Genomic DNA, 25,315 nt, shown 5'->3' on the forward strand with positions numbered 1-25,315 from the left:
CTAGAACACTTACAGGCTGATTATTTAATCAGCCTGTTTTGCTAATATTAACCACCCGCTGCGATCACACTTTTTTGCTTTACCTTTAGTTGCAAACGCTTTTGTCAAAGCCAAATAACCTTCCTTAGGTCCTAAAATTATCCATAACATTAAAATTCCCCCCGGTAATAAAATTGCTTTAAGTAATGGTCCTAGCATGTAAGAATAAAAAATAATAAATGGGATAAATAGTCCGTAACCAATAACTTGTTTGATAAAGTTCATATAAGTTCCTTGCTTAAATGAGCGCGCTCATAAATATAATTGAGCGCAGTCAATTTTTCAAGTAACTTCATCTTTACTATCACAAGTTAAATATAATCAATTGATATACAATGAATAAAAAAACGCAAACCTATAATAAAATTCTTACCTCGGCTTGGCTGTTATTCTTAGAGCAAGGTTATGCTCATACATCTACACGAGAAATCGCAAAAGCGGCTAATGTGGCCGTTGGTACAGTGTTTAGTCATTTCGAAAATAAAATCGACTTACTAAAAGCAGGAATGCAGCAACAAATAGATACGATCATTCATCAGGCTAGTTTAACTGATCGCCAACATGCACCAAGGCTTAAGTTACGTCACTATGCCCTACCGTTATTTGAATTTTATTGTAATAACATTGAATTTAGTAAAATATTGATAAGCGATATGATTTGGCAAGCCGATTTTTTTGAACAGCAAATGAGTGAGTTTAAAAAACGGCTGTTCGATGAACAGCAAGAGTTTGACGATATAAAAGCAAATGTGATGTTAGATTGTTATTTTATGACCATTATTTCAGGGTTAAATGAACCTGCGCCAGAACCTGAAAAAATGCTACGCCAACTCACCAGCAAAATATCTATTCTTTAGCGACAACTTATTTCATGGTGTGTTTCACTTTGGGCATTAAATTTAAGCTTTTAACTTAAAGTAATAGCGATTTTCTATGGTTAAGTGCAAACTCTGTAACTTATCTATTGATAAATTAAACGTCGTTAGTGTGTAAATAAAACTCACCTTCTGAACCCCTACTAATTCGCTGCAATTACCGACTGTTTACTGATATTTTTTGATTTAAGACGTTGTCGTTGTATCAATGAAGATCCCTCCATAGCCAAATAAGCATAACTCTTGTGATACGTTTAATCGAATTACTAACTTTGATTTATCAAGCTCATAATTCCTCTTGATAGCTTTTAGTAAAAAATAACTTTTATGCAGAGTTATCTTAATTAATAAAAATAGTATGATGTGTTCTTTTGTGGTTTATTACGCAGATTTCTTACTGTCTTATTCTTTAGTTAAGGATATTAGTTTATTGATGAATTATAGAAATCGAGTGCCTGCTTAACACTAACCACCGGGTTTTCCAAGTGCTCTAAACCTTCATTAATTCTGCTATTCCAAATAATATCATTAGCATATATGTTAAGGCTATTATTAAGACCAGCAAAGGCACTTAACATTAAAGGATGCTCAGCGCTTCCTACTGTTATATAGAGCGACAGCGGTATGTTATCGTCTGTATTGAGGCTTCGTTGCGATAAGAATCGAGCAAACTCTTTTACAACTGTCATGTCGTCGTACCAAGCAGCCGGACTAAATGCAAAATAACCGTTAAACAACCAAGGTTTTGTGCTCATAGTGTATAAAACAAAACTCCCTCCTGCTGAATAACCCGACAAAACACGATTATTATCTAGCTTATAATGTGATTCTAAATACGGTAATAACTCACCTTCAATAAAAGCCAAAAATTGATCTGCTTTACCGAACAGTTCCGGTGAATTTTCACTTGGTGGTCTTGCTTGGGTATTCACATCTTGGCGTGCATACGGTGGGACTAAATCACGATTTCTAGTAAAGGTCCAAAATTGATTGGGGATCGATACCAAAATTGTATCCTGCTGCGCTGGTAGCTCAGCCATCACTGAATCCCACTGCGTAAGATTAAAGTTACCGTCGGTTCTAATGATCAAGGAGTAGCGTTTATTTGGCTCAAAATTGCTAGGTAAACGAATAAACACTTTCCTATTTTCATCCAATACCTGCGAATAAATTGTGATGTCTTTAAAATTTGACGTGTAATGCGCGTTGTATTTATAAATGACAATAGTGCATGCAATGAAGGCGGCTATACTCAATAGAATTATGATTGCAGTGCGATTAAGTTTTTTTAATAGAAGCATAGCTTTCAGGTAAAGATTGTTTTAAAAACAATACCCTTTCTGTATTTTTAATTAAACTACCGTTATGTAACAAAGTATGATTTACAGTTGATACGCCCATTGTTCACTCGCTACATGAGTGAATTTAAAACGGCGAAGTAATTGCTGGCTTTGGGTGTTTTCTACCGCCACTTTAGCCTTTAAATTAGTAATGTTCAACTCATTGCCTAACAGCTTAACAACGGCTTTTATATTTGTTAGCAAGAATGCTAATGCTTCAGACATAAACCCATTCCCCCAATAATTTGAAGACAACTCAAAACCTAACCAAGCAGTATCTTCTTCAATATCATATAAACCAATGCAGCCAATCAAGGTCGACGTATTTAATAAGTAGATTCCAAAGCGCAGCGTATTTCCTTCATACATGCCAGTAATATCATCTTGGATCAGTTGTTTTACGTCATCACGTGTTAGTGGCACTGCATAATCATTAAACTGAGCAACTAGCGGCTCAGACAAAATAGCCCACAACGCGCTACAGTTCCTATGCTTAATTGGCTTTAATGTGATTCGACTTAGTGCAAACTCATTGTTCATAAATAAAATTAAATTACGGCTTTAAAGCCCGCTATTATTCCCTTAAGATACCCGCCATACAAGTTAATAACTGAGCTAATTATGAATGACGAATTTAAAGTAATACAACCTACAACCACAGTTTATTGCCCAAAGCGCGGTGAAGGTTGGACCCTTACAGGTATTACTAGCATTAATGAATTTACATCGGTTATGTTTGATGGTGTGCGTTATACGTTACCTGCACGTGAAATCATTGAACAGTTATTACCTAACCAGCTTGCTCGTGAACAAAAATAGCCACAACTTAAAATTCCCCCGTTAAAGATACAAAATAAAGCCTTTAGTATTATAAAACACCTCAATTTAGCAAGCATTTCGTGTATAAATGCCAACCGTTCGTTAAGATATGTTGCTTTTGTAATCAACCATTAGGATAATTGTACAATACTTTGAGGTTAATAACGGATGCGCTCGGCTTATAGGAATTAAGCAATACAATTTTGGGAACAAGGATAGGCAGCTATAAACCAAATTGTAATTACCTCAGACTAACTATAGCTGTAACAATGGATCCTCGTTAAAAGGCCTACTCTAAATGAAAACAACACTAAAAATTACAACCCTGTCTGTTGCTATCCTTTCATCTTTGCAAGTTGCGCATGCAAACCAATGTAACGGTCAACTTTATGGTATTAATGCTGGACGCGGTGACACCGGTATTATATTTAAACTAGACGAGTATACACAACAAACTCAAGCACATTCTAGAGCTAAATACAGCTCTTCAGCGCTTGCTCATATTCCGGAAATAAATCGCTTGTATTACATCTCAGCACCTCGCCCTATTGAATATCAAGTAGATGTTGAGCACTTAGGTTTTAATTCAACGGAGCTCAAATCTCTACCTATTAGTGGCAGTAAGTTTAAGTACATCAAATTGGCCTATGTTGATTTAGATACAAACGAACATGTTGAAGTTGGCAGAACAAGTAACATGTATCGTTTAGTGTATGACCAACAAAATAATCGCTTACTTGGATCATATAAAGATAAGCTATACGCGATCGATCCTGAAACTAGCGAAACAACTTTACTTGGAAATATTACAGGCCTTGAAAATGACCAAGGTATCTGGCGTGGTGACATGGTATTTAAAAATGGTGAATTAATCTTAGTCACCAGTACAAGTTTATATACTGTGAATGTACAGGAACTTACGGCAACAAAATTATCTGATCACAACTTAACGACTGTCACAGGCGCTGCACTTAACCAGCAAGGTGATATTGTATTAAGCCGAACTATTTTAACTGATCTAGGCCATTCTAATAAATCTGAGTTGTACAAAGTAAATAAAAACACTGGTAATACCTGCCATGTTGCAGATTTTCCAGTACGTTTAAATGATTTAGCAACTAATTTTAACGAATCAGTTGCATGCTACGATGCACCAGTTTGCACCGTGTCAGATATTCCAAGCTTTACTATTGTACCGATTGTTGATTCAGTAGACGAAGGTAGCGCATTATCTTATAAACTAGAGCTAAGCAATAGTTATGAACAAGATAGTGATATTTATGTATCGACTTCAGCAGGAACAGCAACAAGTAGCGACTACAGTTTCTCTGATCAAGTCATTACTATTGCGGCAGGTGAAACAACTGCTTCATTTACAATCCCAACAATTGATAACGATGACTATAGTAAAACTAAAACCTTTACCGTCAATGCCGTTGCTCAGCTTAATGTAACTGGTTCAAGTTCTCTACCAGCGTCTATCTTAAATGATGATGCTCAGTGTATTGCCGAGAATTACACACGGATCAGTTACTCTTTTATCTCTGAAAATTCTGGTTATAATAATGATTGGGGTATTAAGGTTAATAACCAATATATTAAATTGTTAGATGAGCATGGAGCATCAGGTTATTACGACGTTAAAGCCAGTGATTCAATCGTTTACGTACTTTCCGTGAACGGTAATGCAAACAATCTTAAAACAGCCTATAAAGCCAGTGGTACTAAGCAATATTGGGAAGATCAAAACGACAGAGACTACAATGACTTCGTCGTAAATGTCACAACACAACCAATTCAAAAAGGCTGTAATTAATCTGAACTTAGGATAATAAATCCCTTACCCAAGGTTCAGGTAATTCATAACTTTCCTGTTTATCATTATCAAATTTACCCCACAAAAAAGCCAGCATCGCTGGCTTTTTAACGTCTAAATTGAAAATTAACGTAACGCGTTAATTCGACCATAAAGTGGTGGGGGTGAAGAGAATAACTCAGCCATACCTTATACCAATCGACTTAAATATTTAACCATTCTAGCGGGCTAAATAAAGCGCTGACTGCGTTAGTGATTTTTTATGTACGACTGCATGGATGCAGGAGGTAGAGCAATGCAGGAGCAATTGCCGAGAACAACTACATGTCAAAATTCCTGCCTTGTTATCACTGTATTTATCTGTCGCTATAAATGGTCAGTAACTTAACACGACTAGTATTAACCACTAGCAATACCCACCATAACAATAAAATAGACACCCACTTTTAATAATCTCAGACTAAACATGATTTTTATCTGGTAATTTTACTGTGTCCCCTAACATGCTCTCAATTTATCATGCAAATAAACAACTCATGATAAAAAACCTAAATAACAAACACACTAAAAAGTGCATTATTGCAATGCGCAGCTTTTTGTTTGGTTGACGTTTTAAGCAAGTAGCTTTTCTATATTATGAGCAAGACAATAAAGTTGCCGCATAATGCAATGAAAGCATTACTTTCGTTTTTCCGTGTAAGGTCAATTTATTCATGCATTTTAAACTGTAATATTGCACAGTTTACTTACAAGCAAACAGGCTCAATACAGCCTAACCTTTTACCATTTCTTAAATAAAAAGCTGTCATAGCCCTATTGAGCTGTCTTTTTGAGCTTCATTCTGTCGATGTAACTTACTTGCAGTCTTCCAACGCTTATCGACTAACCGTGGGTTTAGAACACAAGATCCCCCGTTTAGTAATAATGTGTTACAGGCGACAGTGGTGTTTTTATAAAAATAGTACGCACTAATTAGATACGCAGTTTAATCAAGTTGAAGGTTAGTGATCGACTCGCCATATCCATACAGTGTGGTATCACCAATACCAAAAGTAGGCGCTTGAAAGCGAAAGCTCTTATCAAAGCTCAAAAAAAAAAGGCATTAACATTGCGCTAGGCAATGACTATTTAGCGTCACAAGGTTTAGTGTCATTGAGAGATATTTGGATCAATATTCATGAGGGGAGATGAGCCGCCCATTGCACTTGCTGTTAATAAAAAGCGCATGATGAGCGGTATGGGGCTTGATGTTAGAGACCCCCGGCTATCCGATTTGCTCTCACTCTTTAATCAACACCCATCGCGCGGTTTTAACCCACTTTTTTAAACAGGCAATTTCTTCCATACAGCGTAGTTCATTTAAAACCGACAAATACTGCTCTTCATTTGACGTATACATAACAAATGCATCACCTTCGCTATCAAATTGAACAGATGCAAAATGTGTATTTGCTCTCACAACTTGCTCTATAGATGGGCCATTGCCGCTAAAACCGTAGGCATTAAACAACTCTGTGAATGATCGCTTATCATCCTTTAAATCAATTTCCACAGGGATCGTAATTGAAAAATAGGTCTCATCAGAATATATGATTGGAGGATAATATTCTGTAATGTCAGGGTTAGCCAGTGGACGAATCCAATAGAACACGAACAATACGAGTAAAATGCAAACTACAATTATTTTCAAAATTTTCATCCTTGAGAACTAACGCTGAGTTTTACGACAATTTTGATGCCGCGAAGCGGTGTAACAAGTAAAAATGACACCCCCATTTTAAAATCACTTAAAAATAGCATCAAATAAGTTCAGATCAAATCAATTTACCGCCTAAAACTCATTCAAAATTACATTTACAATTATCTTGGGAAGCTTTTATTCTACAAATCCAAAATTACTGACATGCAAACCCTTGCCTTGGGGCAATATTTGACGTTTTAGCTGGGTATAAGTACTGGCCAGTAGTTTTTCGCTGTTGTTAACGTTGCTACATTTTGCTGGTTATTCATTACGGCGTTAGCACATATATAAATACAAAATGTCTTTGCGACTAAAGCAAGTAACTTGCCTTTCCCCCCTCTGCGATGTTCATAAGACTTTCCTGTAAAGCAGTCTTCACCACATAAAAATGCTCGGCGAACACAACGTGAAATACAGTGATAATACTTTGTAGCGGCACCATGATTATTTTTCACACTAATTAAAACTTAGTATTTAGCTTTGTAAAATGCAAAAAATTAAGGTGGCTGTCTTACTTATTTATTATTTATAAATTAAACATTGGGTTATCGTTAAAATGAGAACCCAACTAAATAAATTATTTCAAAATCTAGAAAAAGCCATATTACTTATCTATATGTTCAAATAAATTGATAGGCTTTATTAACAAACAGGATACGGCTGTTACTTTTGTTTATTGCTTAATTGTGTTTTGATGAATTACCTAAAATTTAGATCCCTTTGATTCTTAAGTAGCTTCATTTATAACAAAGCGAATAAAGTTTAAAAATAAGAAGAGAAAATAATGACAAAACTTAATAACAATAGCGTAGTTATATTAAGCGCAGTTCGTACCGCTATCGGCAGCTTTGGTGGCAGCCTTAAACATTTCACGCCCGCTGAACTTGGCACTCTATGTGCAAAAGAAGCGCTAGCCAGAGCCAAGCTATCACCCAACCAAGTTGGCTCCACTGTAGTTGGTAAAGTAATTCATAACGGCCCTAAAGACGCATACCTTTCAAGAGTCATTGGGTTAGATGCGGGGTTACCTATTAGTAGTCACGCAGTAACTCTCAACCGATTATGTGGCTCTGGCCTTGAAGCCATTATACAAGCCGCACAACAAATTCAATTAGGTGATGTAGACGCAGCCCTTGCTGGCGGAGCTGAAAGCATGAGTAGCTCAGCTTATACCCTCGAAAGTAATCGCTGGGGGCAAAAAATGGGTAATAGCATCATGCAAGATGAACTCACCTCCACATTACAAGACCCATGGGATAATAACCCAATGGGAATAACCGCTGAAAACATCGCAGATAAATACACTATTAGCCGCGAGCAACAAGACGCTTACGCAGCTCAAAGTCATCACAAAGCAGCAAAAGCAATTGCTGCAGGCCATTTTAAACAGCAAATACTCCCTATTGAAATCAAATCAAAAAGTGGCATTCATATTTTTGATACTGACGAACACGTGCGAGCCGATACCACAACCGATAAGCTCGCTACATTAAAGCCCTACTTTAAAAAAGATGGAACCGTTACCGCAGCAAGCTCATCAGGTATAAACGATGGTGCAGCCATGTTGGTACTCATGTCTGAGCAAAAAGCGAATGAGCAAGGCTTAAAACCGCTTGGTCGATTAGTAGGTTATGCCAGAGCGGGTGTTGATCCTACTTTAATAGGGACAGGCCCAATTCCTGCAGTACAGCAGGTATTTGAAAAAACAGGCTTAACCATTGACGACATGGATGTAATTGAATCTAACGAGGCCTTTGCAGTGCAAGCACTGTGCGTTGCCAACGAGTTAAATTTCCCAGCGCATAAGGTAAACCCGAATGGCGGTGCTATTGCCTTAGGCCACCCTGTTGGCGCAACAGGCGCAATTTTATCAACTAAATGCTTGTATGAACTTAAACGAATTAATGGCAAATATGGGCTAGTAACAATGTGTATTGGCGGTGGGCAAGGCATTGCAGCCATTTTTGAAGCGCTTTGATTCTAAGTTTGTAACAACTATTTGATACCACATTAGGTTTAAACATAAGAGCTTTATTCACAAGGAGAACTAAGAGACGCTTTGCTGTTAGAGGAAACAAACAATGTGAAAGGCTATCTTCACAAAGGGAGCAAAGCTCTGCTACACCTTATAGGTTAATAACAAACGCTTTACCTCAAACGTGGGCAAAACTCTCGTCTACAAAACGTGTTTTAAAGTTAACTTTCTTACGCCTAATAAAACACCGCCAAATGAGATTGAAAATAATATCGGTAAAAACAGTAATGTATTAGTGTTGCCTATATCTGTAGCTGGGCTACCAATAACCGCCAGCGTATTAATTAACAGCAATATCAAACTTGATTGCAGGTAGCCCTTGTATCCAATAGCTCCTGCAAACAACAGCATAATAAATGATCCTGATATTGCAGGCGTAAAAGGTGCGGCTGCGAGTAACATGCAAACAAACGAAAATATGACAGCACAACCAATTATTATTTTAAACATAACATCCTCCATGGTGTTTAACAGTTAATTCAATATAGCTTAACTTAAAGCACCTTATCGTGCCTATATTCCACCAGCTATTTATAGCTGTATTATCAAAAATCGTATTCCACCTAACAGATTTTAACCAAATTACTGGTTTATAGATAACCCCAATATAAAAACTACCTATTCCCAAACTGCCGTTCACAGGGCTCGCCATCTCTATCTCCGTCCATTTCATTATTTTTAATTTTACAGCCGTTTTATCAGAGACAGAAAAAGCACAAATTCCGCCACACATAAATGCTATTTGAAAGCTAGATAGCGAAGAAAAACTAAATTGCAGAGAATACATGTACTGCCCTAATAACTGTACAAAGGTAGCCATGCCTAAAATAATCAAAAATGGACATACAACTAGCGTAAACCAAAACCAAATACGTTTAATGCCTTTTATAATTAATACAAAAGATCCTTTTCCTTAATTTAACTTAGAGATTAATTAGCTTGTAAGTCACCGGCATTTTAAAAGCAGCTTATAAGTTTGCCGTGTGAATTTGATGTCTGAAGTCAAGATTTGATCCCTTTGGTTTTATAACCATGAACTGCATTTTTTTTCGCAATTAACTTCAGGTATTTCGCCAGGGGCACCTGACTCCATAAATAAAGCATCTAATTTTGAATGACTATAATAATGTGCAGCTAGAACTGAAGACACTGCACCAATAATCGAATTGGGTATATTCGAATTCAACGACAACTCCTTAATGCCTAACGCCGTGCTAAACGGCACAAAATGCTTGGCTAAAATTTGCGAGGAACGAGCACAGCCAAGCTTTTTTGTCCGCTTTTTAAGCACTTTGTTATACGCTATTTGACTTTATGAAGTCCTTTATAGTGTTTTCTGAGCGTTTACTATCGGTTAACCACTCTACACACCACTCAGTGACTCGCTCACCTTTTTCATGAATAAAGTTGTTAGGTTCCGGCTCATCTATCCATTCAAGTTGTCTTATTAATACAAGGGGTTCTTCGGTTCCTTTCGTTTTGGTCGAAAACTCCAAAGCTTCTTTGTATGTATGAAAAGCATAATAGTAGATTTCACCATCGAATTCGTCTGGTGCTCCTTCCCAAGGTCTGCACCATACTCGGTATTCGAGTACCTCGTCGTAAAAATATCCGCCACCCGACTTACTTCTTGCAGGGTATTCTCCAACCAAGTTTTTATTTATTGAATCTGGATACATTTTGGGGATACTTCCTTAGCGTATAACGCCGCCTTAAGCGGTGAGTATCAGTTGGCTAAAATGTGAAGCGGAACCGAGCCAACTGTTACGAACCCGACTTAAAGGCCTTGTTAGTGCTTTTTTGAATTTCATCAACTATATCATAACCCCATAATCCGGCTCTTAGTTTTACCTTTAACTGGTCACCAACTTTATAGGGATTACTTGTATCCGTACCTAAACTATAACTGGTTTCCGATATTCCATCTGATATTCGAACATATTCAAAAAGATCGTAACGGACACGCTGTTGACCAACTCCGGTTACTCTGAATTCTTTGTGGGTCACCTCATTAGATGAAAATTTATGATTCGTTACAGCAATAAATCCCATGCTGCCCATTGTAGTAAGTACCACGATCGCTGGGATGTTTAAGATCTTATGATGGAATGGTGTTGAATCTGACTTGTATTCAATAATCAAATTAGCCGATTTATCATGCCTCCACTTTTGATAAAGTCGAAGCAATGGAGCCACTAGCAAGCCTATACCTACCGCTACATAAGTTAAAACACCATCATCAAGAACATCACTAAATACCAAAAAACTTAGTTGGATAATAGCAGCGCCATAAATTCCAATAAAAGCTAATGAAAAAAGATGATTCATCGTACCTCTTGAGCACTAAAGCCCCAATAAGGGGCTGATAATAGCTTGCTAAAATGTGAAACGAAGTGGAACCGAGCAAACTGTTAGCAGTCCCGACTTTATTGGATTGTTATGTTTACATACCAAACCAACTAGTCATTTTGAAATAGACCACTTTAGTTTCGCCATTTGATGTTTCAATGGTTATAGCATCGTATACATCATTGCCGTTGGAGAGCATAGATTGACTTACTTTTTTAAAGTTTGGATACTTCTCTTGCAGCCATTGATTCTCCATTGGTATACCATCAAAGCTACTTTTAGCATTAGGAAAAACAACTGCATTTTCAAACGAGCTACCTTCAATCCCATCATATGAGGATGAAGTTGAAGCACATCCGACCATAGCTAGACAAAATACTAAAATAGATAATTTATACATAACTTTCCTTGTAAACATAACACCTAATTAACAGGCAAAAAATGGTTGGCTAAAATGTGTAGCGAAGCGAAACCGAGCAAACTATTTTTAGTCCCGCTTGATTGGCTTATAGTTATATGCAATTTACGGGATGCCAATTTCCCATAGTTGTTCATTACTTAAAAGCTCATTTGTCCCGTCATTTGCTTGGATTAAACCTAAACAATATTTATTAGAAATAAAGAGCTTGTTAGTTGCCAACATAACGACTACCACATTACCTAATTCATGTGGCTCTAGCCAAACATTTTGGGTAAATATTTGACCATCTATTTCTAATTTAATGTCAACGCAAGGCATCAATTTACCATTGATAAATTGATCTCTTAAAAACTCTAATTTGGCATAAATGCTAGATTCATTCATTTTGCATATAACGCCCGCTTAAATTGCGTAAAAAGCTGGCTTTGGTTTTTGCTCCGCAAAAAATATGAGCGCTTTTGGAGTCAAATTTAAAGCCCTTGTAGTTATATGTATTAAGCACAAAGCTTAATTGCTATCTCTTTACCGTTATTCCAGTACATATGAGGCCTAATTTTGTCAGAATTTAAAATATCAGTAACGCTATTATACTGATTAAAAAATGGAATAAGTTTAGAGGCTATAAGATTTGTTAATCTTGTAATTTTAGCTTCTGTATTTAGGCCTGACTCAAAATCAGACAGCCTATAAAAATCTCTAATTTCTTCATCAGAACTTAACAGCTGCTCAAATCGAAAGCGTAAATGGCAATCTAGTTCTTTTGGGTAGTCTACTTCTTTTGTTGCTTGAAAATAGATACCAACATTAAAGTAAACACAACCGCTGTTCCGAGAACATTGGATGTTGAACCACTTTGCTAATTCACCCTCAGCACAAGCCCAAGAAGCCCCTTTCTTTTTAAATCCAAAAGCTTTGAATTGAGCTTTTAATGCTTCTTGAAGTTTTTTACTTATAATCGACGACATATAGTACAACCTCAAAAATACATATAACGCCGCCAGCAGCGGCCGAGTGAAACGAGGTCCAGCGACCGTAGGGAGCGATGCTGGCTGGCCTTGTTATGAGCTTTTGCTAGTGCCACAACAAATTATTCTTATAGCTCACAGGAGGTTTTCCATCAGTAGTTAACCCTAAGTAGTAATAAAAACTCACCATTTTACCGCCAATGTCGGCGGAACCAACAAAATACCAATGATCTGTATAAGACACTAAACCGAAGTGTGAGCTATGAGAAGCCTCTGAAACTTTAATTTCAGCCCCCTTTAGAAGGGACGCAACATCCATTCCGCGAGGACAGGATTTGAAACCATGGTTTTCATATAGCTCGTTAACGGGTAAGCCTTTCGTAAACATTGCATTATTATCAACAGTGCAAATGAAAGCGTTCTTTTCTAAATACTTTATGCCTATGTCACCTTCAAATTGAGAACTATCTGAAACATTTTTTATGGTTGTGCAACTAACCAACAGAATTATCAGGCTACAAATTAGTAAGTTATTCATATGGCTCATAACGCTAGCAGCAACGGCAAATTGGTGGGCGCGGATTTCGCGTTTATTTGCAAAATGCGTAAACACCAATTTGTCCGATTGACTGCCCTTGTTATAAATCATTGCCGACATACCCAGCCAACCGAAAACTCTTGTTCATTTCCGCTCTGTAACTCGAACTTGACCACACAAAATCTACATGCTTTAAACTACCAATACAATCTGGAGACACCAGAAATTTGGTATCGTTTCGAACCAAATTTTCAATTAAGTATGTATAGGGTTCATGATCTTCACAGTAATCGATAGCATAAAGCCCCCAACATTCGTTAATGAAAGGATCAATTACATCGTAGATAAACCCTATTGTTCCGCAACCGAAACTTCCAGGTGAAGCAAAATGTTGAATTGAATTTCTTAATGCACCAAATGATTTAAATAGCCCAACATTTGGTATTTTTATACCCGTTGTAGCCCATAGTCTTTCGGGTAAATCAGAATATTGTATGGTTTTAGCCTTTTGCACTAGCGCTTTAAAGTCCAGTTTTGAACCATCCACTTGTGTTGAACGAGGGATTTGTTCGAAAATAAGCAAAGGGTGTTCTTGCGCTATTCTTGCTTTTACCAAAATTTCAGCAGCATGAGCGGCTTGCAACACCGATAGTTCATACCATTTGTCATTTTCATAGCTATGAAAGTTTGCATGCCAATTTGCGTGAGCCAAAGCTCCCAGACCTAGACTCTTCATATTAATGTGAACATCATTTAATTCTGGATGCATTCACCAATCCTTGAATATGATTTAACGCCGCCATAAATTGCGGCTTTGTAGTTGATTTTTTTTGTGGTAGCGTAGCGTTAAACCACCAAAAAAGCGACGGAAAAGACGTCAATTTGATGGCTTTGTTAAATGCGGACTCCCCACCCAACTAGGCTTATTAATATAGTGGTAGTGGAACAGCAAACCAGTAATACCACCGGCCAAATTCCAATATAGATTCTCTAGCGAGGTGGAAAACCCAAAGCAAAAGAATGTAACAGTAAGACCTAGCAAAAATGCCGTGTAATAGTTGGCAAGCTTATATTTAGTGAGTACAACGTAAATTGGCCCAGCAACAACTGTTGCTATAACGCATGAAAAAATAGCTGTAATAAAGTAAAACAGTATAGCTCCACCAATTGCGCCACCTATAAAATCCCACCCACCAGCCAAGAACGATGCAACCATACCAATAAAGACCACCACGCTACCCAAGAACGAGGAATAAATGGCGCTGGTAAAAATATTAGCGATGATTTTCTTCATAGGCATTTAACAACTTTGTCTACGACATTTGTCGTTTTATAAACCGACAAATGTCCATATATACATTGCATTTATCTTAGCCCTCAAATAAACACCTGTAAACAGCTAGTTAACTTCAGGTCATACTTCATAAATGCAGAAATACCCCAAAATGGTGGTGATCAGTAATATTGGACAAAACATCAAGAACTGTATAAATAAACAGTATCGCTAAATATGCCATTTTTTTGCTTATAAAACATTCAGCTCACTGGCTGGTAATTTAGCTCGGTGGTTTTAATTTTTGCTGCTGTTGATTATGATGAGCGCACACCCTGCCTTTTTAAATCCATTAAGGTTTTTTCAGTCATTTTATTAAGGATTATCTCATGTCTAGCTATAATGAATCTCCAGAGCAAATTGCACAGGCCACTGAAGGCTATGTGATGCAGCAAACTATGTTGCGTATTAAAGATCCAAAACCGTCGCTGGCATTTTATGAAAACGTATTGGGCATGAAACTATTAGGAAAGTATGACTTTCCTGGTATGGAGTTTACTTTGTACTTTTTAGGCTACGAACAAGACATGCCAAAGGGTGATGATAAAGAAAAAACCCAGTGGGTGTTTCGCCGCCCTGCACTCATTGAGCTTACCCATAACTGGGGCACTGAAAACGACGACAGCTTTAGCGGTTATCATAGTGGTAATGAAGAACCAAAAGGCTTTGGCCATATTGGTATTAGTGTGCCTGATGTATATGCAGCGTGCGAGCGCTTTGCTAAGTACGATGTGGAGTTTGTAAAACAGCCAGATGGCGGCTCAATGAAAGGCCTTGCCTTTATTAAAGACCCAGACGGTTACTGGATTGAAATACTCTCGCCGGAGGGCATTACTGAGATTATTCAATCGCAATAAAAACCATTAAAAATAAAAAAGCCTGCAAATGCAGGCTTTTTGTTTACAAGTACTGTGAAAAACTTGAATTTTTTTAACGACGTAGTGCGTCTATTCGTGCGTCAAGCGGTGGGTGAGATGAAAACAACTCAGCCATGCCTTTACCACTGGCAATACCAAAGGCCATCATTGAGCCTTCTAATTGCGATGGGTGGTTTTGCTTTAATCGCTCAAGGGCTGAACGCATTTTATCTGCGCCTACCAACTGAGCTGCGCCGTTATCGGCTGCAAATTCACGTTTTCGGCTGTAATGGGCAACCACTATGCTTGCCAATACACCAAATAATACTTGGAATAACATATCGAATAAGAAGTAAGTCCAGCTGCTGCCGCCCTCTTCTTCATCGCTATTGATAAAGTTATCTACAATGCCAGCCAGCACTTTCGCGGCAAAAATAACAAAAGTATTAACCACACCTTGAATAAGCGTTAGCGTTACCATGTCGCCATTAGCAACATGCGATACTTCGTGCGCCAGTACGGCTTCTGCTTGATCTTGGCTCATGTTATGTAATAAACCCGTACTTACCGCCACCAACGAATTATTTTTACTTGGGCCGGTTGCAAAGGCGTTCATTTCTGGGCTGTCGTAAATCGCCACTTCTGGCATGTTAATGCCGGCTTTTTTAGCTTGAGCAGCCACAGTGCTTACCAGCCATTGTTCGGTTTCGGTACGAGGCTGGGTGATCACCTGCGCACCAGTTGATTTTTTTGCGATCCATTTCGACATAAATAACGAAATAAACGATCCACCAAAACCAAATACAGTCGCAATTAGTAAAATTCCGCCAAGGCTACGATGGCTTAAGCCCAGCGCACTCATTATGATTGAAAGCACCACACCTAATACCAACATAACCGCGAGGTTAGTTAATAAAAACAAAAATACACGTTTCATACGAGTTCTCCAAAAATAACATTTATTGCTGAGCGATTTACTATGTTTGATCGGCTTTGAGCAATCACTGCGTTATGACACACTATGTCATAACGTCAGCGCTATTCTGTGACAAACTATGTCACAACACAAGGGTTATTTATGGATTTATGGATAATTTTTCAAGCAGGGTTTTATAAATTTGTAATTTAGGGGTTTGCTCTGTGTATGGGCTAATGGCAAGCAGTGGAAATGGTAAACGTGTTTTCAGTGAAGCTAGGTTTGCTTGGTATTCATCCATAGTGGCATCAACTTGGTTTGCAATCCACCCTACACAATTAACACCCATACTTTGCATGTGTGCAGCAGTGAGTAATGCATGATTTATACAGCCTAGTTTCATCCCTACCACTAATATTACTGGCAGTTGCTCTGCTTTTACCCAGTCGTATAAATACTCGTTATTATTAATTGGTAATGCCCAGCCGCCCGCGCCTTCTGTTAACAGGTAATCTGCGCCTTGTTGCTTAACATGTTGATAAGCCATGCTGAGCTTCTCTACTGTTATGTTCATACCTGCTTGCTCTGCAGCTATGTGGGGAGCTATTGGCGGCGCAAATGCAAATGGGTTAATTATGTCGTATTTAGCGCTGACTGTGGCACTTTCCATCAGCATTAGTGCATCGGCGTTTACGAGCTGCTCAAATGCCATTTCACACCCAGAGGCAATCGGCTTAAAGCCTATTGCGCGCTTTTTATGTTGTGCGAGTAACTTTAATAGCAAACTGGTTACATGAGTTTTACCGGCGTCGGTATCAGTACCGGTAATAAAAAACTGGTTCATGGCATGGCCTTATTATTTTTACTGGGCTTTTTCTAATGATAACAATACCACATGGTAAGATACATGGGCTTTATTGTTTGCAAGCGGATAGGCATCACAGACTTTTTTTAGCGCTGATTTAGTTAATAAACCACGACGACTTGTTGCGTGGTTTTGTGTGGTGGCACCAATGGCTTTAATCGATTTTATAGCCGCTAATGCACTGCTGTGTTGATCGGTATAAATGACTTTTTTTGAGGTGTTGATCTTAAACCCGGCCTTTTCGACCGATTGGTTTATATTATTATGGCTTGCAAACTGATTAATATGATTGTGTGAATCAAGCGCAGCAAAGGCAGTTTTTATTTCGTTTAATGACCCTGCAACAACCGTACTAATATAGGCTTGCCCGCCTGGTTTTAATACTTGGTAAAGCGAGTGCATTAAGGTTTCAAAATTAACAGACCACTGCAGCGCAAAATTACTAAATAGCACATCAATACTGTTAGCTTGCAGCGGTAAGTTATCCATATCGGCGCACAGTTTAGGGGTGTTTAAGGCACTGCTTTTTAGCATGTTAAAACTTAAATCTATGGCAACAACTTGGCCAAATAATGCCTTTAAAGCCTGAGTATTAACAAGCGGCCCTGCGCCTAGGTCAACACAGAGCTTTTTAGGGTTTGCAGTAATGAGTTTAAATAAATCATTCGCGGCTTGTTTTTGCACATTGGCATGCTGGCTGTAACTGTTTGCTGCTTTTGAAAAGTTATGTGCTGTGGTTTTTTTTAAAATCTGAGCAGCTATACACACATTTGTAGGGCTAAGTGGCTTAGTTTTAATTGCCTGCGGGCTTATCATGAAATGACCTTTTGTAAACTACCAACGAGTTGTTTTATATCCTCATGGGTGTGGGCTGCACTTAAGGTAATACGCAAACGCGAGGTATTGTGTAAAACAGTTGGCGGGCGAATAGCCGTTAACCAAATGCCCTGCTGCTTTAGTTGCTCACTGGCTTTTAACGTTTGCTCGGCGCAGCCTAAAACAATCGGTTGAATCGCGGTATTAGAATCCATTAGTGCAATGTGCTGCTCTTTTGCTAAACATTTAAACAGCGCAATATTAGCGTTTAATTTGGCTCGCCTGTTGTTGGCGTCTCTTATGCTTTTAATACGCGCTAAAGTATGTGAGGCAATAAACGGTGACATAGCGGTTGAGTAGGTATAATCACGATTAAACTGCAGCATGTAGTCTATAAAATGCTGCGAACCTAATACGCACGCCCCACTACTCGCAACCGCTTTACCAAAGGTGATCACTAAAATATCGGGCAAGGTGTCGGCTGCAATTAAGGCTTCACAACTGCCAAGCCCCGATTTTCCTAAAACACCAAAACCATGGGCGTCGTCTATCATTAACCAGGCGTTATGCTGCTTTGCTAAGGTAAATAGCGCTTTAATTGGCGCGGTATCACCATCCATTGAGAACACACCTTCAGAAACTATGAGCTTATTGCGCGCTTTTGATTTTTCTAGCCGTGAGCGTAAATGGTTTATATCGTTATGGTTAAAGCGTATTAACGCGGCGTTGGCGTGTAATGCGCCATCAATTAAACTGGCGTGATTGAGTTTATCTTGAAAAATCGCACTGTGTTGCGCTGTCGCTTTATCTTGAAACAAGGCTTTAATAACACTGCTATTTGCGCTAAAGCCCGAATTAAACAACATGCCTGCCTCATAACCCAAAGCACTGCATAAAGCTTGCTCAAGCGCTTGCTGTGGTTGTTGATAACCCGTTACTAGTGCTGAGCTGTGGCTACCTAATAATGGCGCGCTGGTTAACTCCACCGGCGAATCGCCAAACCCTAAGTAATCGTTACTCGCAAAGTTAAGGTAGGTTTTATCATTAACCGTAATAGTGCGCGCCGTTGCGCTTTGTACTACATAGCGTTTACGCAATAGCTGCTGTGCTTTGCGTTCATCTAAATGGGTGTTAATAAATTCAAATGACATAAATGCTTTAACCTTCAACGCGATACTTTAAATCATTACCTTAGTACTGAGCACTTTACGCTTCATAAAACAATTCTGCGGTTGCTTTATCAGCCACTTGCGATGACAAAGACGCAGCAACGGCTTCATCTGAATAATCGTGGCGTGTTTCTGGGTTCATCCCGAGCTTTTTAATTAATTGCATGTCGGTATCGGCTTCTGGGTTTTCTGTAGTTAGAAGTTTATCACCATAAAATATAGAGTTAGCACCGGCAAAAAAGCACATTGACTGCATTTGTTCGTTCATTGCTGTGCGCCCTGCCGATAAACGTACGTAGCTATGCGGCATCATAATACGTGCTGTGGCAATGGTACGAATAAACTCAAACTGATCTAAGTCATCAACGTTTTCAAGCGGTGTCCCTTTTACCTTTACTAGCATATTAATTGGCACGCTTTCTGGCTGCTGGGGTAAATTAGCTAACTGCATTAATAAGCCATAACGATCGCTTGCTTGTTCCCCCATACCCACAATACCGCCGGAGCAGACTTTCATACCAGCGTCTCGCACATTACCTATAGTATCAAGGCGGTCTTGAAAGGTGCGAGTTGATATAATTTGCTCATAGTATTCAGGTGAGGTGTCGAGGTTGTGGTTATAGTAATCAAGCCCTGCACTGCGCAGTTCATGGGCTTTTTCGTTATTTAACATGCCTAAAGTCATACAGGTTTCAAGGCCAAGGGCTTTTACTTCTTTTACCATTTGCGAAATGTATGGCATGTCTCTGTCTTTTGGATCTGACCATGCAGCCCCCATACAAAAACGGGTGGCGCCTTTTTGTTTTGCTAACCGCGCTTGCTCTACCACTTTTTCTACTTCTATTAGGCGCTCGCGTTCTAAATCAGTTTTGTAATGACCCGATTGCGGGCAATATTTACAGTCTTCTGGGCAGGCACCGGTTTTAATAGATAACAACGTAGAAATTTGTACTTCGTTTGGATTAAAATTAGCGCGATGCACAGAGGCGGCTTTAAACAATAAATCGTTAAATGGCATTTCAAATAAGGCTTTCACCTCACTGTGGGTCCAATCGTGTCGAACAGTTGCAAGCTCCATAATACTCTCTTTTATTTTTTGCTCTTGGTGTTATTGGCTTAGAATACGTATTGCCGTAACATTGTCAACGAACCTAAATAGAATTGAGTTTACGAATGAATAAAAAACAATCGATTGACCTTGATTTTGATCGTCAACATATTTGGCATCCATACACATCAATGATCCAGCCGTTGCCTGTATACCCTGTTAGCCACACTCGCGATAATCGAATTTTCCTTGCCACCGGCGAAGTGCTAATAGATGGTATGGCCTCTTGGTGGAGTGCTATTCATGGTTATGGTCATCCGGTATTGAAAAATGCAGTGGTTGAGCAAGTAGATAAAATGAGCCATGTAATGTTTGGTGGCATAACCCACCAGCCAGCAGTAGAGCTCTGTAAAAAGCTGGTTGCAATAACCCCGAGTAAGTTGCAAAAAGTATTTTTAGCCGACAGCGGCTCGGTAAGTGTTGAAGTGGCGATAAAAATGGCTTTGCAATATTGGCTTAGTCAAGGAGTAACCAGCAAACAAAAACTGATGACGCCTTATAAAGGCTATCATGGCGATACCTTCGCTGCGATGAGCGTATGTGATCCTATTAATTCAATGCACTCTTTATACCAAGGCTTTTTACCTGAGCATGTATTTGTGCCTGCACCAAAGACTCAGTTTGGACAACAGTTCGATAAACAAGAAGCACACCACCTTGCACAGTATTTCGAAGAACATCATCAGCATGTTGCAGCTTTTATCATCGAGCCAATTGTACAAAATGCAGGGGGAATGAACTTCTATCATCCTGAGTATTTAAGAACCGTGCGTGAACTATGCGATCGTTACAGTGTATTATTAATTTGTGATGAAATAGCCACAGGGTTTGGCCGCACAGGTAAGCTATTTGCCGTAGAACATGCTGATATTGAGCCAGATATTTTATGCATAGGTAAAGCACTCACAGGTGGCATGATGACGTTATCTGCAACATTAACCACAGATAAAATTGCCATTGGTATCAGCGAAGGTGAAGCTGGGGTATTAATGCATGGCCCAACATTTATGGGCAATCCATTGGCCTGCGCAGTGGCTTGTGCGAGTATTGATTTATTACTTGAACAAGACTGGCAAGCACAAATATCCCACCTAAACGATGCGCTGCTAGCATTACACCGTTGTAATGATCTTGAGCATGTTGTTGATGTAAGAACGTTAGGAGCAATTGGTGTGGTTGAACTCGATACTGTTATCGATGTAGCAAAGATACAAGCTTTCTTTGTTAGTAAAAATGTATGGATCCGCCCTTTTGGTAAGCTTATCTATTTAATGCCACCGTATATTAGTTGTTCAGGCGATATCACCACATTAGCTAACGCCATTTACGCCGCAATTGCCGGAAAACATTATTAGCATATCATCAAGACCCCAAATAATTACCCAACCTAATCGTAATTTGGGTAATTATTACCACTCAAACATATAAGCCATTTTGCTGATCATTTTCAGTGGAATGTTATGGCTATTACGTTTGGCGTACAGGTGTTGCATTGATTTGTCTTTTACTTCACCCACAATCACTTCTTTAACTTGGTAGCCTAGTGCAACAGCGGCTTGGCTATAAGCAATAAATTCCCATTTCTTGATGTTAGTATTATCAACAATAATAAGTGGGATTTCTTGCGCTAACGCATTTATAAAACGAGCTAAATTTAAATTGTGGTATTGCGACAGTTTGAACTTATCAAACTGATACTCCCCTTGCTCATTATAAAAATAATCATCGGTCGAACAAATTAAGTATTGGCTTTGATCGCCCGCTACCATTTCATCGGCTAGGTTTTGCGCATAATAAGACTTACCACACCCTGGTAAACCACGTAAAATAAAGACTTGTTTCATAATACCTATATGTTTAGCAAGTTAGTTTAAATATCGTAATTGCATATAATGCCACAAAACCCGTTTTTATCGCAGTGAAAATCGCCTTTAAATTTTGATCTAAGTTGTTTCTTATCACAAAAAATTAAAGTTCTAGGTTTTAAACGACAAAAAACCACAAAAATGCAAAAGAATAAGCAAAGAGTTACTTTTGAATGTTTTTTTATTTTACATTCAAAGGTAAGATACACCGTTCAAGTGCAATAGCGCACATATTAATGTAGGCAACTTATATCATTGGAGTGAAGATGAGCCACTTAGCGATTTCAGAGCTATTAAAAGGCAAGGTTGCGGTAGACAGCCAAGTAACAATTAAAGGCTGGATCCGTACACGCCGCGATTCAAAAGCAGGAATTTCATTTTTAGCCGTTCATGACGGTTCGTGTTTTGATCCTATTCAAGCGGTAGTACCTAATTCACTAAATAATTATGATGAAGTTACTAGCCTAACAGCCGGTTGCTCTGTGTCAGTTACTGGTGTTTTAGTACAATCAGCAGGCCAAGGTCAATCTTTCGAAATTCAAGCAAATAGCGTACAGGTACTTGGTTGGGTAGAAAACCCAGACTCATACCCAATGTCGGCAAAACGCCACAGCATTGAGTATTTACGTGAGCACGCTCACCTTCGCCCACGTACCAATATGATTGGTGCGGTAACACGTGTACGTAACTGTTTAGCGCAAGCTATTCACCGTTTCTACCATGAGCAAGGTTATTACTGGATCAGCACCCCTATCATCACCGCAAGTGACTGTGAAGGTGCAGGCGAAATGTTCCGCGTATCAACGCTTGATATGCAAAACTTGCCACGTACAGATAAAGGCGATGTTGATTACAGCGAAGACTTCTTCGGTAAAGAAGCATTCCTTACTGTATCAGGTCAGTTAAATGGTGAGACTTACGCCTCAGCGATGTCAAAAATTTATACTTTTGGCCCGACTTTCCGTGCAGAGAATTCAAATACTTCACGCCACTTGGCAGAGTTTTGGATGGTCGAGCCAGAAGTTGCGTTTGCTGATTTAGAAGATATCGCCAAACTTGCTGAAAACATGCTTAAGTATGTGTTCAAAGCGGTGCTTGAAGAACGTCGTGATGATATGGAGTTTTTTGCTCAACGTGTTGAGAAAACAGCTATCACGCGCCTAGAAGAATTTGTTGAGAAAGATTTTGCACAAGTTGATTACACTGATGCAGTAGAAATTCTTAAAAGCTGTGGTAAGAAATTTGAATACGCCGTTGAATGGGGTGTTGACTTACAATCTGAGCACGAGCGTTACTTAGCAGAAGAGCACTTTAAAGCACCAGTGGTTATTAAAAACTACCCACGTGATATTAAAGCATTCTACATGCGCCAAAATGAAGACGGCAAAACCGTTGCTGCAATGGACGTTGTAGCGCCAGGTATTGGCGAGATCATTGGTGGTTCACAGCGTGAAGAACGTCTTGATGTACTTGATGCACGTTTAGAAGAAATGGGCTTAAACAAAGAAGACTACAGCTGGTATCGCGACCTACGTAAATACGGTTCAGTACCACACTCTGGTTTTGGCTTAGGTTTCGAACGTTTAGTTGCCTATGTAACTGGTATGGGCAACGTACGTGACGTTATTGCCTTCCCACGTACAAAAGGCAGTGCAACTTACTAAAATGAGTTGATGCTCATTACTGCAATAGATTACTGCAAAAGCCAACCTTAGGGTTGGCTTTTTTGTTTGCTAAGTCAATCAGTCGACTTCCCTATTAGACCTTTTATTAATTGATTTTCTGTGCTTTATATTTAAGACTGAAAATTACAACTCAACAAAGGTCAATGGAATGAATTTAAAATCGCTATGCTATACACTCTTCGCTGTCAGTATTGGTTTTCTATATTACTTCGAGCAACTATCGATAGTCGCGGCGCTAATCATTGCAATTTTTACTGCTCTATTCGCTTTTACAGCCAAGTTAACTGACAAAAAACCAAACCCTGCGTCAGACATTAATAAACAGCCCCAACTCAGCAATGTTGCTCAAAACATCACAGTGGCAACCTCTCAAAATGCAATTGGTGCAGCAGAAGTCGGATTCTATGTAGATAGCCTAACTAAAGAAATTGATGGTTGTTACAGTGAAAGCGAATCGGTTAGCGCTGCAACACAGGCGTTATCCCATAACAGTAGTGAACTCACTAATAGTATCACCATCGTAAATGCAGCAATGTTGCAAACATCTCAGGCATCAACATCAGCAGAGCAACGCTTGCAAATAGCCACACAACAAATTGATTCGTTGTCTAACTCAATTACTAACGTCGCAAGTAAGTTAGATTTATTGTTAAAAAGTGCAACTGATATTCAAAGCATTACCCAAGTTATTCAAACCATTGCTGAGCAAACTAATTTACTGGCATTAAATGCCGCCATAGAAGCAGCACGAGCGGGTGAACAAGGCAGAGGCTTTGCTGTAGTTGCCGATGAAGTACGTAATCTTGCCAATAAAACCAATCAAGCCACTAAACAAATTGCACAGATGCTAACTGAGATCAATACTAATAGCGTGCAAACAAATGATGATATGAAACAGGTTTCTTTACAAAGTGATGAAGTGAAAACCGAACTCGAAAATGTTACCCAAGCATTTTTAACAATAAATCATGATATTACAGACTCATCATCAACCTTAGAAAACATGCAGCAAGCAGTATCTGCTTTTCAACAAGCAACCACACAAATAAATACCTCTGTATCAAGTATCAGCCATTTGCTAGCTGAAATAGCAACCAAAGGTAACTCAATTTCATCACAAGCAGCTATGTTATCGATAGGATCTGAAACCATCTTTAGAGAGCTCAGTAAAGTTGAACACAATGCCTTTTTCAAGCCTATACTCAATGCAGCAACAACGGCAAGCAATGCAATCGCGGTAAAATTTACTGAGTTGCTAGAAACGAAGCAATTAACTGAAAAGCAGTTGTTCTCACAAGAATATCAAGCAATTAAAAATACTAACCCGACAAAATATACAACACCATACGATACTTTAACCGATAAAATTTTACCGCCAATTCAAGAGCCTATTCTTGAAAATGACAAAATTCTTTTTGCTGGTGCCGTAGACAAAAAAGGTTACTTCCCTACCCACAATAAGCGCTACAGCCAGCCACTAACTGGCAATTACCAACAAGATTTAGTGAATAACCGCACTAAACGTATTTTCAACGATGCCACCGGCAGCCGCTGTGGTAGCCACACTGAGAGCTTTTTACTACAGACCTACAAACGAGATACCGGTGAAATTTTACATGACCTATCAGTACCCATTTATGTAAATGGCAAACACTGGGGCGGTTTTAGAATTGGTTTTAAAAGTAGTTGAAGACAAAGCGGTCAGTCGTCAGCTGTAAGCCATCAGCCATCAGCCATCAGCCATCAGCCATCAGCCATCAGCC

The 25,315-nt window shown here is 38.9% G+C and carries 29 protein-coding genes and 1 pseudogene; 8 read left to right on the top strand and 22 right to left on the bottom strand.

What is annotated here, in order from left to right:
• Positions 1 to 24: 24 nt before the first annotated feature.
• A complete protein-coding gene (locus tag H5163_RS16110) occupies positions 25 to 264 on the bottom strand; it encodes a hypothetical protein (RefSeq protein WP_145233341.1) in 240 nt (79 codons plus the stop codon).
• Positions 265 to 374: 110 nt separating this feature from the next.
• Here H5163_RS16110 and H5163_RS16115 point away from each other — a divergent pair, with 110 nt between their 5' ends.
• On the top strand, positions 375 to 896 hold the full coding sequence (locus tag H5163_RS16115) for a TetR/AcrR family transcriptional regulator (protein WP_145233339.1): 522 nt from the start codon (positions 375 to 377) through the stop codon (positions 894 to 896).
• A 440-nt stretch (positions 897 to 1,336) separates the two neighbouring features.
• Here the strand turns inward: H5163_RS16115 and H5163_RS16120 are convergent, their stop codons facing one another.
• Positions 1,337 to 2,215, bottom strand: coding sequence for an alpha/beta hydrolase (locus tag H5163_RS16120; protein WP_182735529.1), 879 nt, complete (start codon positions 2,213 to 2,215; stop codon positions 1,337 to 1,339).
• Positions 2,216 to 2,296: 81 nt separating this feature from the next.
• Positions 2,297 to 2,794, bottom strand: coding sequence for a GNAT family N-acetyltransferase (locus tag H5163_RS16125; protein ID WP_182735530.1), 498 nt, complete (start codon positions 2,792 to 2,794; stop codon positions 2,297 to 2,299).
• 81 nt (positions 2,795 to 2,875) lie between these two features.
• Between H5163_RS16125 and H5163_RS16130 the strand changes: the two genes are divergently transcribed.
• Together H5163_RS16130 and H5163_RS16135 are read left to right on the top strand one after the other, a co-directional pair.
• Complete coding sequence (locus H5163_RS16130; protein ID WP_145233335.1) at positions 2,876 to 3,073, top strand: hypothetical protein; 198 nt, start codon at positions 2,876 to 2,878, stop codon at positions 3,071 to 3,073.
• Positions 3,074 to 3,371: 298 nt separating this feature from the next.
• On the top strand, positions 3,372 to 4,889 hold the full coding sequence (locus H5163_RS16135; protein WP_182735531.1) for a Calx-beta domain-containing protein: 1,518 nt from the start codon (positions 3,372 to 3,374) through the stop codon (positions 4,887 to 4,889).
• Between the two features lie 1,279 nt (positions 4,890 to 6,168).
• Here the strand turns inward: H5163_RS16135 and H5163_RS16140 are convergent.
• Together H5163_RS16140 and H5163_RS16145 are read right to left on the bottom strand one after the other, a co-directional pair.
• On the bottom strand, positions 6,169 to 6,579 hold the full coding sequence (locus H5163_RS16140; RefSeq protein ID WP_145233331.1) for a hypothetical protein: 411 nt from the start codon (positions 6,577 to 6,579) through the stop codon (positions 6,169 to 6,171).
• Between the two features lie 299 nt (positions 6,580 to 6,878).
• Positions 6,879 to 7,091 (bottom strand): annotated as a pseudogene (locus H5163_RS16145) (hypothetical protein); the annotation flags it as partial.
• 323 nt (positions 7,092 to 7,414) lie between these two features.
• On the opposite strand from H5163_RS16145, the gene bktB reads away from it, so the two are divergent.
• Entirely contained in the window at positions 7,415 to 8,608 is a 1,194-nt protein-coding gene (gene bktB / locus H5163_RS16150) for a beta-ketothiolase BktB (RefSeq protein WP_182735532.1), read from the top strand.
• Between the two features lie 198 nt (positions 8,609 to 8,806).
• On the opposite strand, the gene H5163_RS16155 is transcribed toward bktB, so the two are convergent.
• The 11 genes from H5163_RS16155 to H5163_RS16205 all read right to left on the bottom strand — a co-directional run bounded on the left by H5163_RS16155 (position 8,807) and on the right by H5163_RS16205 (position 14,232).
• Positions 8,807 to 9,115, bottom strand: a complete 309-nt coding sequence (locus tag H5163_RS16155) for a DUF6419 family natural product biosynthesis protein (protein WP_182718863.1) — start codon at positions 9,113 to 9,115, stop codon at positions 8,807 to 8,809.
• Positions 9,108 to 9,452, bottom strand: a complete 345-nt coding sequence (locus H5163_RS21190; RefSeq protein WP_220494593.1) for a hypothetical protein — start codon at positions 9,450 to 9,452, stop codon at positions 9,108 to 9,110. The genes H5163_RS16155 and H5163_RS21190 overlap by 8 nt, the downstream gene beginning before the upstream one ends.
• A 237-nt stretch (positions 9,453 to 9,689) precedes the next feature.
• Positions 9,690 to 9,851, bottom strand: a complete 162-nt coding sequence (locus tag H5163_RS16165; RefSeq protein WP_182732099.1) for a hypothetical protein — start codon at positions 9,849 to 9,851, stop codon at positions 9,690 to 9,692.
• 109 nt (positions 9,852 to 9,960) lie between these two features.
• Positions 9,961 to 10,344: a GCN5 family acetyltransferase gene (locus tag H5163_RS16170; RefSeq protein WP_182735533.1), complete on the bottom strand. Its 384-nt coding sequence runs from the start codon at positions 10,342 to 10,344 to the stop codon at positions 9,961 to 9,963.
• A gap of 85 nt (positions 10,345 to 10,429) precedes the next feature.
• Positions 10,430 to 10,993, bottom strand: coding sequence for a hypothetical protein (locus H5163_RS16175; RefSeq protein WP_182735534.1), 564 nt, complete (start codon positions 10,991 to 10,993; stop codon positions 10,430 to 10,432).
• 115 nt (positions 10,994 to 11,108) lie between these two features.
• Positions 11,109 to 11,414 (bottom strand): hypothetical protein, encoded by a 306-nt coding sequence (locus H5163_RS16180; RefSeq protein ID WP_182732086.1) that lies wholly within the window; start codon positions 11,412 to 11,414, stop codon positions 11,109 to 11,111.
• Between the two features lie 123 nt (positions 11,415 to 11,537).
• Positions 11,538 to 11,819 (bottom strand): hypothetical protein, encoded by a 282-nt coding sequence (locus tag H5163_RS16185; RefSeq protein ID WP_145233317.1) that lies wholly within the window; start codon positions 11,817 to 11,819, stop codon positions 11,538 to 11,540.
• Positions 11,820 to 11,929: 110 nt separating this feature from the next.
• On the bottom strand, positions 11,930 to 12,400 hold the full coding sequence (locus H5163_RS16190) for a DUF4304 domain-containing protein (RefSeq protein WP_182732087.1): 471 nt from the start codon (positions 12,398 to 12,400) through the stop codon (positions 11,930 to 11,932).
• A 106-nt stretch (positions 12,401 to 12,506) separates the two neighbouring features.
• Positions 12,507 to 13,058, bottom strand: coding sequence for a hypothetical protein (locus tag H5163_RS16195; RefSeq protein ID WP_182735535.1), 552 nt, complete (start codon positions 13,056 to 13,058; stop codon positions 12,507 to 12,509).
• On the bottom strand, positions 13,039 to 13,707 hold the full coding sequence (locus H5163_RS16200; protein ID WP_182735536.1) for a hypothetical protein: 669 nt from the start codon (positions 13,705 to 13,707) through the stop codon (positions 13,039 to 13,041). The genes H5163_RS16195 and H5163_RS16200 overlap by 20 nt, the downstream gene beginning before the upstream one ends.
• A 108-nt stretch (positions 13,708 to 13,815) precedes the next feature.
• Positions 13,816 to 14,232, bottom strand: coding sequence for a hypothetical protein (locus H5163_RS16205; protein ID WP_145233313.1), 417 nt, complete (start codon positions 14,230 to 14,232; stop codon positions 13,816 to 13,818).
• Between the two features lie 368 nt (positions 14,233 to 14,600).
• On the opposite strand from H5163_RS16205, the gene gloA reads away from it, so the two are divergent.
• Positions 14,601 to 15,128, top strand: a complete 528-nt coding sequence (gloA, locus tag H5163_RS16210) for a lactoylglutathione lyase (RefSeq protein WP_145233310.1) — start codon at positions 14,601 to 14,603, stop codon at positions 15,126 to 15,128.
• A gap of 73 nt (positions 15,129 to 15,201) precedes the next feature.
• Here gloA and htpX read toward each other — a convergent pair whose 3' ends face one another.
• The 5 genes from htpX to bioB all read right to left on the bottom strand — a co-directional run bounded on the left by htpX (position 15,202) and on the right by bioB (position 19,972).
• Positions 15,202 to 16,065, bottom strand: coding sequence for a protease HtpX (gene htpX / locus H5163_RS16215; RefSeq protein WP_033103426.1), 864 nt, complete (start codon positions 16,063 to 16,065; stop codon positions 15,202 to 15,204).
• A gap of 139 nt (positions 16,066 to 16,204) precedes the next feature.
• Positions 16,205 to 16,888: a dethiobiotin synthase gene (gene bioD / locus H5163_RS16220; protein WP_182735537.1), complete on the bottom strand. Its 684-nt coding sequence runs from the start codon at positions 16,886 to 16,888 to the stop codon at positions 16,205 to 16,207.
• An 18-nt stretch (positions 16,889 to 16,906) separates the two neighbouring features.
• Positions 16,907 to 17,725, bottom strand: coding sequence for a methyltransferase domain-containing protein (locus H5163_RS16225; RefSeq protein ID WP_182735538.1), 819 nt, complete (start codon positions 17,723 to 17,725; stop codon positions 16,907 to 16,909).
• Entirely contained in the window at positions 17,722 to 18,876 is a 1,155-nt protein-coding gene (locus H5163_RS16230; protein ID WP_182735539.1) for an 8-amino-7-oxononanoate synthase, read from the bottom strand. The genes H5163_RS16225 and H5163_RS16230 overlap by 4 nt, the downstream gene beginning before the upstream one ends.
• A 55-nt stretch (positions 18,877 to 18,931) precedes the next feature.
• On the bottom strand, positions 18,932 to 19,972 hold the full coding sequence (bioB, locus tag H5163_RS16235) for a biotin synthase BioB (RefSeq protein WP_182735540.1): 1,041 nt from the start codon (positions 19,970 to 19,972) through the stop codon (positions 18,932 to 18,934).
• A 95-nt stretch (positions 19,973 to 20,067) separates the two neighbouring features.
• Here bioB and bioA point away from each other — a divergent pair, with 95 nt between their 5' ends.
• Positions 20,068 to 21,357, top strand: a complete 1,290-nt coding sequence (gene bioA / locus H5163_RS16240) for an adenosylmethionine--8-amino-7-oxononanoate transaminase (protein ID WP_182735541.1) — start codon at positions 20,068 to 20,070, stop codon at positions 21,355 to 21,357.
• 54 nt (positions 21,358 to 21,411) lie between these two features.
• Here the strand turns inward: bioA and H5163_RS16245 are convergent, their stop codons facing one another.
• On the bottom strand, positions 21,412 to 21,846 hold the full coding sequence (locus tag H5163_RS16245) for an AAA family ATPase (protein WP_145233300.1): 435 nt from the start codon (positions 21,844 to 21,846) through the stop codon (positions 21,412 to 21,414).
• Positions 21,847 to 22,133: 287 nt separating this feature from the next.
• Here H5163_RS16245 and asnS point away from each other — a divergent pair, with 287 nt between their 5' ends.
• The gene (gene asnS, locus H5163_RS16250; protein ID WP_182718872.1) at positions 22,134 to 23,531 is read left to right on the top strand and encodes an asparagine--tRNA ligase; all 1,398 of its coding nucleotides are present in this window, start codon (positions 22,134 to 22,136) and stop codon (positions 23,529 to 23,531) included.
• 169 nt (positions 23,532 to 23,700) lie between these two features.
• The gene (locus tag H5163_RS16255) at positions 23,701 to 25,242 is read left to right on the top strand and encodes a methyl-accepting chemotaxis protein (protein ID WP_182732096.1); all 1,542 of its coding nucleotides are present in this window, start codon (positions 23,701 to 23,703) and stop codon (positions 25,240 to 25,242) included.
• Positions 25,243 to 25,315 lie beyond the last annotated feature (73 nt).

This window comes from Pseudoalteromonas sp. SG44-8 (assembly GCF_014164125.1).
In the GTDB taxonomy this organism is placed as follows: Bacteria; Pseudomonadota; Gammaproteobacteria; order Enterobacterales; family Alteromonadaceae; genus Pseudoalteromonas; species Pseudoalteromonas rhizosphaerae.

Excerpts from the sequence above, each read along its gene's own strand:
- H5163_RS16110 (WP_145233341.1), bottom strand. The coding sequence starts at position 264 with ATGAACTTTATCAAACAAGTTATTGGTTACGGACTATTTATCCCATTT.
- H5163_RS16115 (WP_145233339.1), top strand. The coding sequence starts at position 375 with ATGAATAAAAAAACGCAAACCTATAATAAAATTCTTACCTCGGCTTGG.
- H5163_RS16120 (WP_182735529.1), bottom strand. The coding sequence starts at position 2,215 with ATGCTTCTATTAAAAAAACTTAATCGCACTGCAATCATAATTCTATTG.
- H5163_RS16125 (WP_182735530.1), bottom strand. The coding sequence starts at position 2,794 with ATGAACAATGAGTTTGCACTAAGTCGAATCACATTAAAGCCAATTAAG.
- H5163_RS16130 (WP_145233335.1), top strand. The coding sequence starts at position 2,876 with ATGAATGACGAATTTAAAGTAATACAACCTACAACCACAGTTTATTGC.
- H5163_RS16135 (WP_182735531.1), top strand. The coding sequence starts at position 3,372 with ATGAAAACAACACTAAAAATTACAACCCTGTCTGTTGCTATCCTTTCA.
- bktB (WP_182735532.1), top strand. The coding sequence starts at position 7,415 with ATGACAAAACTTAATAACAATAGCGTAGTTATATTAAGCGCAGTTCGT.
- H5163_RS16155 (WP_182718863.1), bottom strand. The coding sequence starts at position 9,115 with ATGTTTAAAATAATAATTGGTTGTGCTGTCATATTTTCGTTTGTTTGC.
- H5163_RS21190 (WP_220494593.1), bottom strand. The coding sequence starts at position 9,452 with ATGTATTCTCTGCAATTTAGTTTTTCTTCGCTATCTAGCTTTCAAATA.
- H5163_RS16170 (WP_182735533.1), bottom strand. The coding sequence starts at position 10,344 with ATGTATCCAGATTCAATAAATAAAAACTTGGTTGGAGAATACCCTGCA.
- H5163_RS16175 (WP_182735534.1), bottom strand. The coding sequence starts at position 10,993 with ATGAATCATCTTTTTTCATTAGCTTTTATTGGAATTTATGGCGCTGCT.
- H5163_RS16180 (WP_182732086.1), bottom strand. The coding sequence starts at position 11,414 with ATGTATAAATTATCTATTTTAGTATTTTGTCTAGCTATGGTCGGATGT.
- H5163_RS16185 (WP_145233317.1), bottom strand. The coding sequence starts at position 11,819 with ATGAATGAATCTAGCATTTATGCCAAATTAGAGTTTTTAAGAGATCAA.
- H5163_RS16190 (WP_182732087.1), bottom strand. The coding sequence starts at position 12,400 with ATGTCGTCGATTATAAGTAAAAAACTTCAAGAAGCATTAAAAGCTCAA.
- H5163_RS16195 (WP_182735535.1), bottom strand. The coding sequence starts at position 13,058 with ATGTCGGCAATGATTTATAACAAGGGCAGTCAATCGGACAAATTGGTG.
- H5163_RS16200 (WP_182735536.1), bottom strand. The coding sequence starts at position 13,707 with ATGCATCCAGAATTAAATGATGTTCACATTAATATGAAGAGTCTAGGT.
- H5163_RS16205 (WP_145233313.1), bottom strand. The coding sequence starts at position 14,232 with ATGAAGAAAATCATCGCTAATATTTTTACCAGCGCCATTTATTCCTCG.
- gloA (WP_145233310.1), top strand. The coding sequence starts at position 14,601 with ATGTCTAGCTATAATGAATCTCCAGAGCAAATTGCACAGGCCACTGAA.
- htpX (WP_033103426.1), bottom strand. The coding sequence starts at position 16,065 with ATGAAACGTGTATTTTTGTTTTTATTAACTAACCTCGCGGTTATGTTG.
- bioD (WP_182735537.1), bottom strand. The coding sequence starts at position 16,888 with ATGAACCAGTTTTTTATTACCGGTACTGATACCGACGCCGGTAAAACT.
- H5163_RS16225 (WP_182735538.1), bottom strand. The coding sequence starts at position 17,725 with ATGATAAGCCCGCAGGCAATTAAAACTAAGCCACTTAGCCCTACAAAT.
- H5163_RS16230 (WP_182735539.1), bottom strand. The coding sequence starts at position 18,876 with ATGTCATTTGAATTTATTAACACCCATTTAGATGAACGCAAAGCACAG.
- bioB (WP_182735540.1), bottom strand. The coding sequence starts at position 19,972 with ATGGAGCTTGCAACTGTTCGACACGATTGGACCCACAGTGAGGTGAAA.
- bioA (WP_182735541.1), top strand. The coding sequence starts at position 20,068 with ATGAATAAAAAACAATCGATTGACCTTGATTTTGATCGTCAACATATT.
- H5163_RS16245 (WP_145233300.1), bottom strand. The coding sequence starts at position 21,846 with ATGAAACAAGTCTTTATTTTACGTGGTTTACCAGGGTGTGGTAAGTCT.
- asnS (WP_182718872.1), top strand. The coding sequence starts at position 22,134 with ATGAGCCACTTAGCGATTTCAGAGCTATTAAAAGGCAAGGTTGCGGTA.
- H5163_RS16255 (WP_182732096.1), top strand. The coding sequence starts at position 23,701 with ATGAATTTAAAATCGCTATGCTATACACTCTTCGCTGTCAGTATTGGT.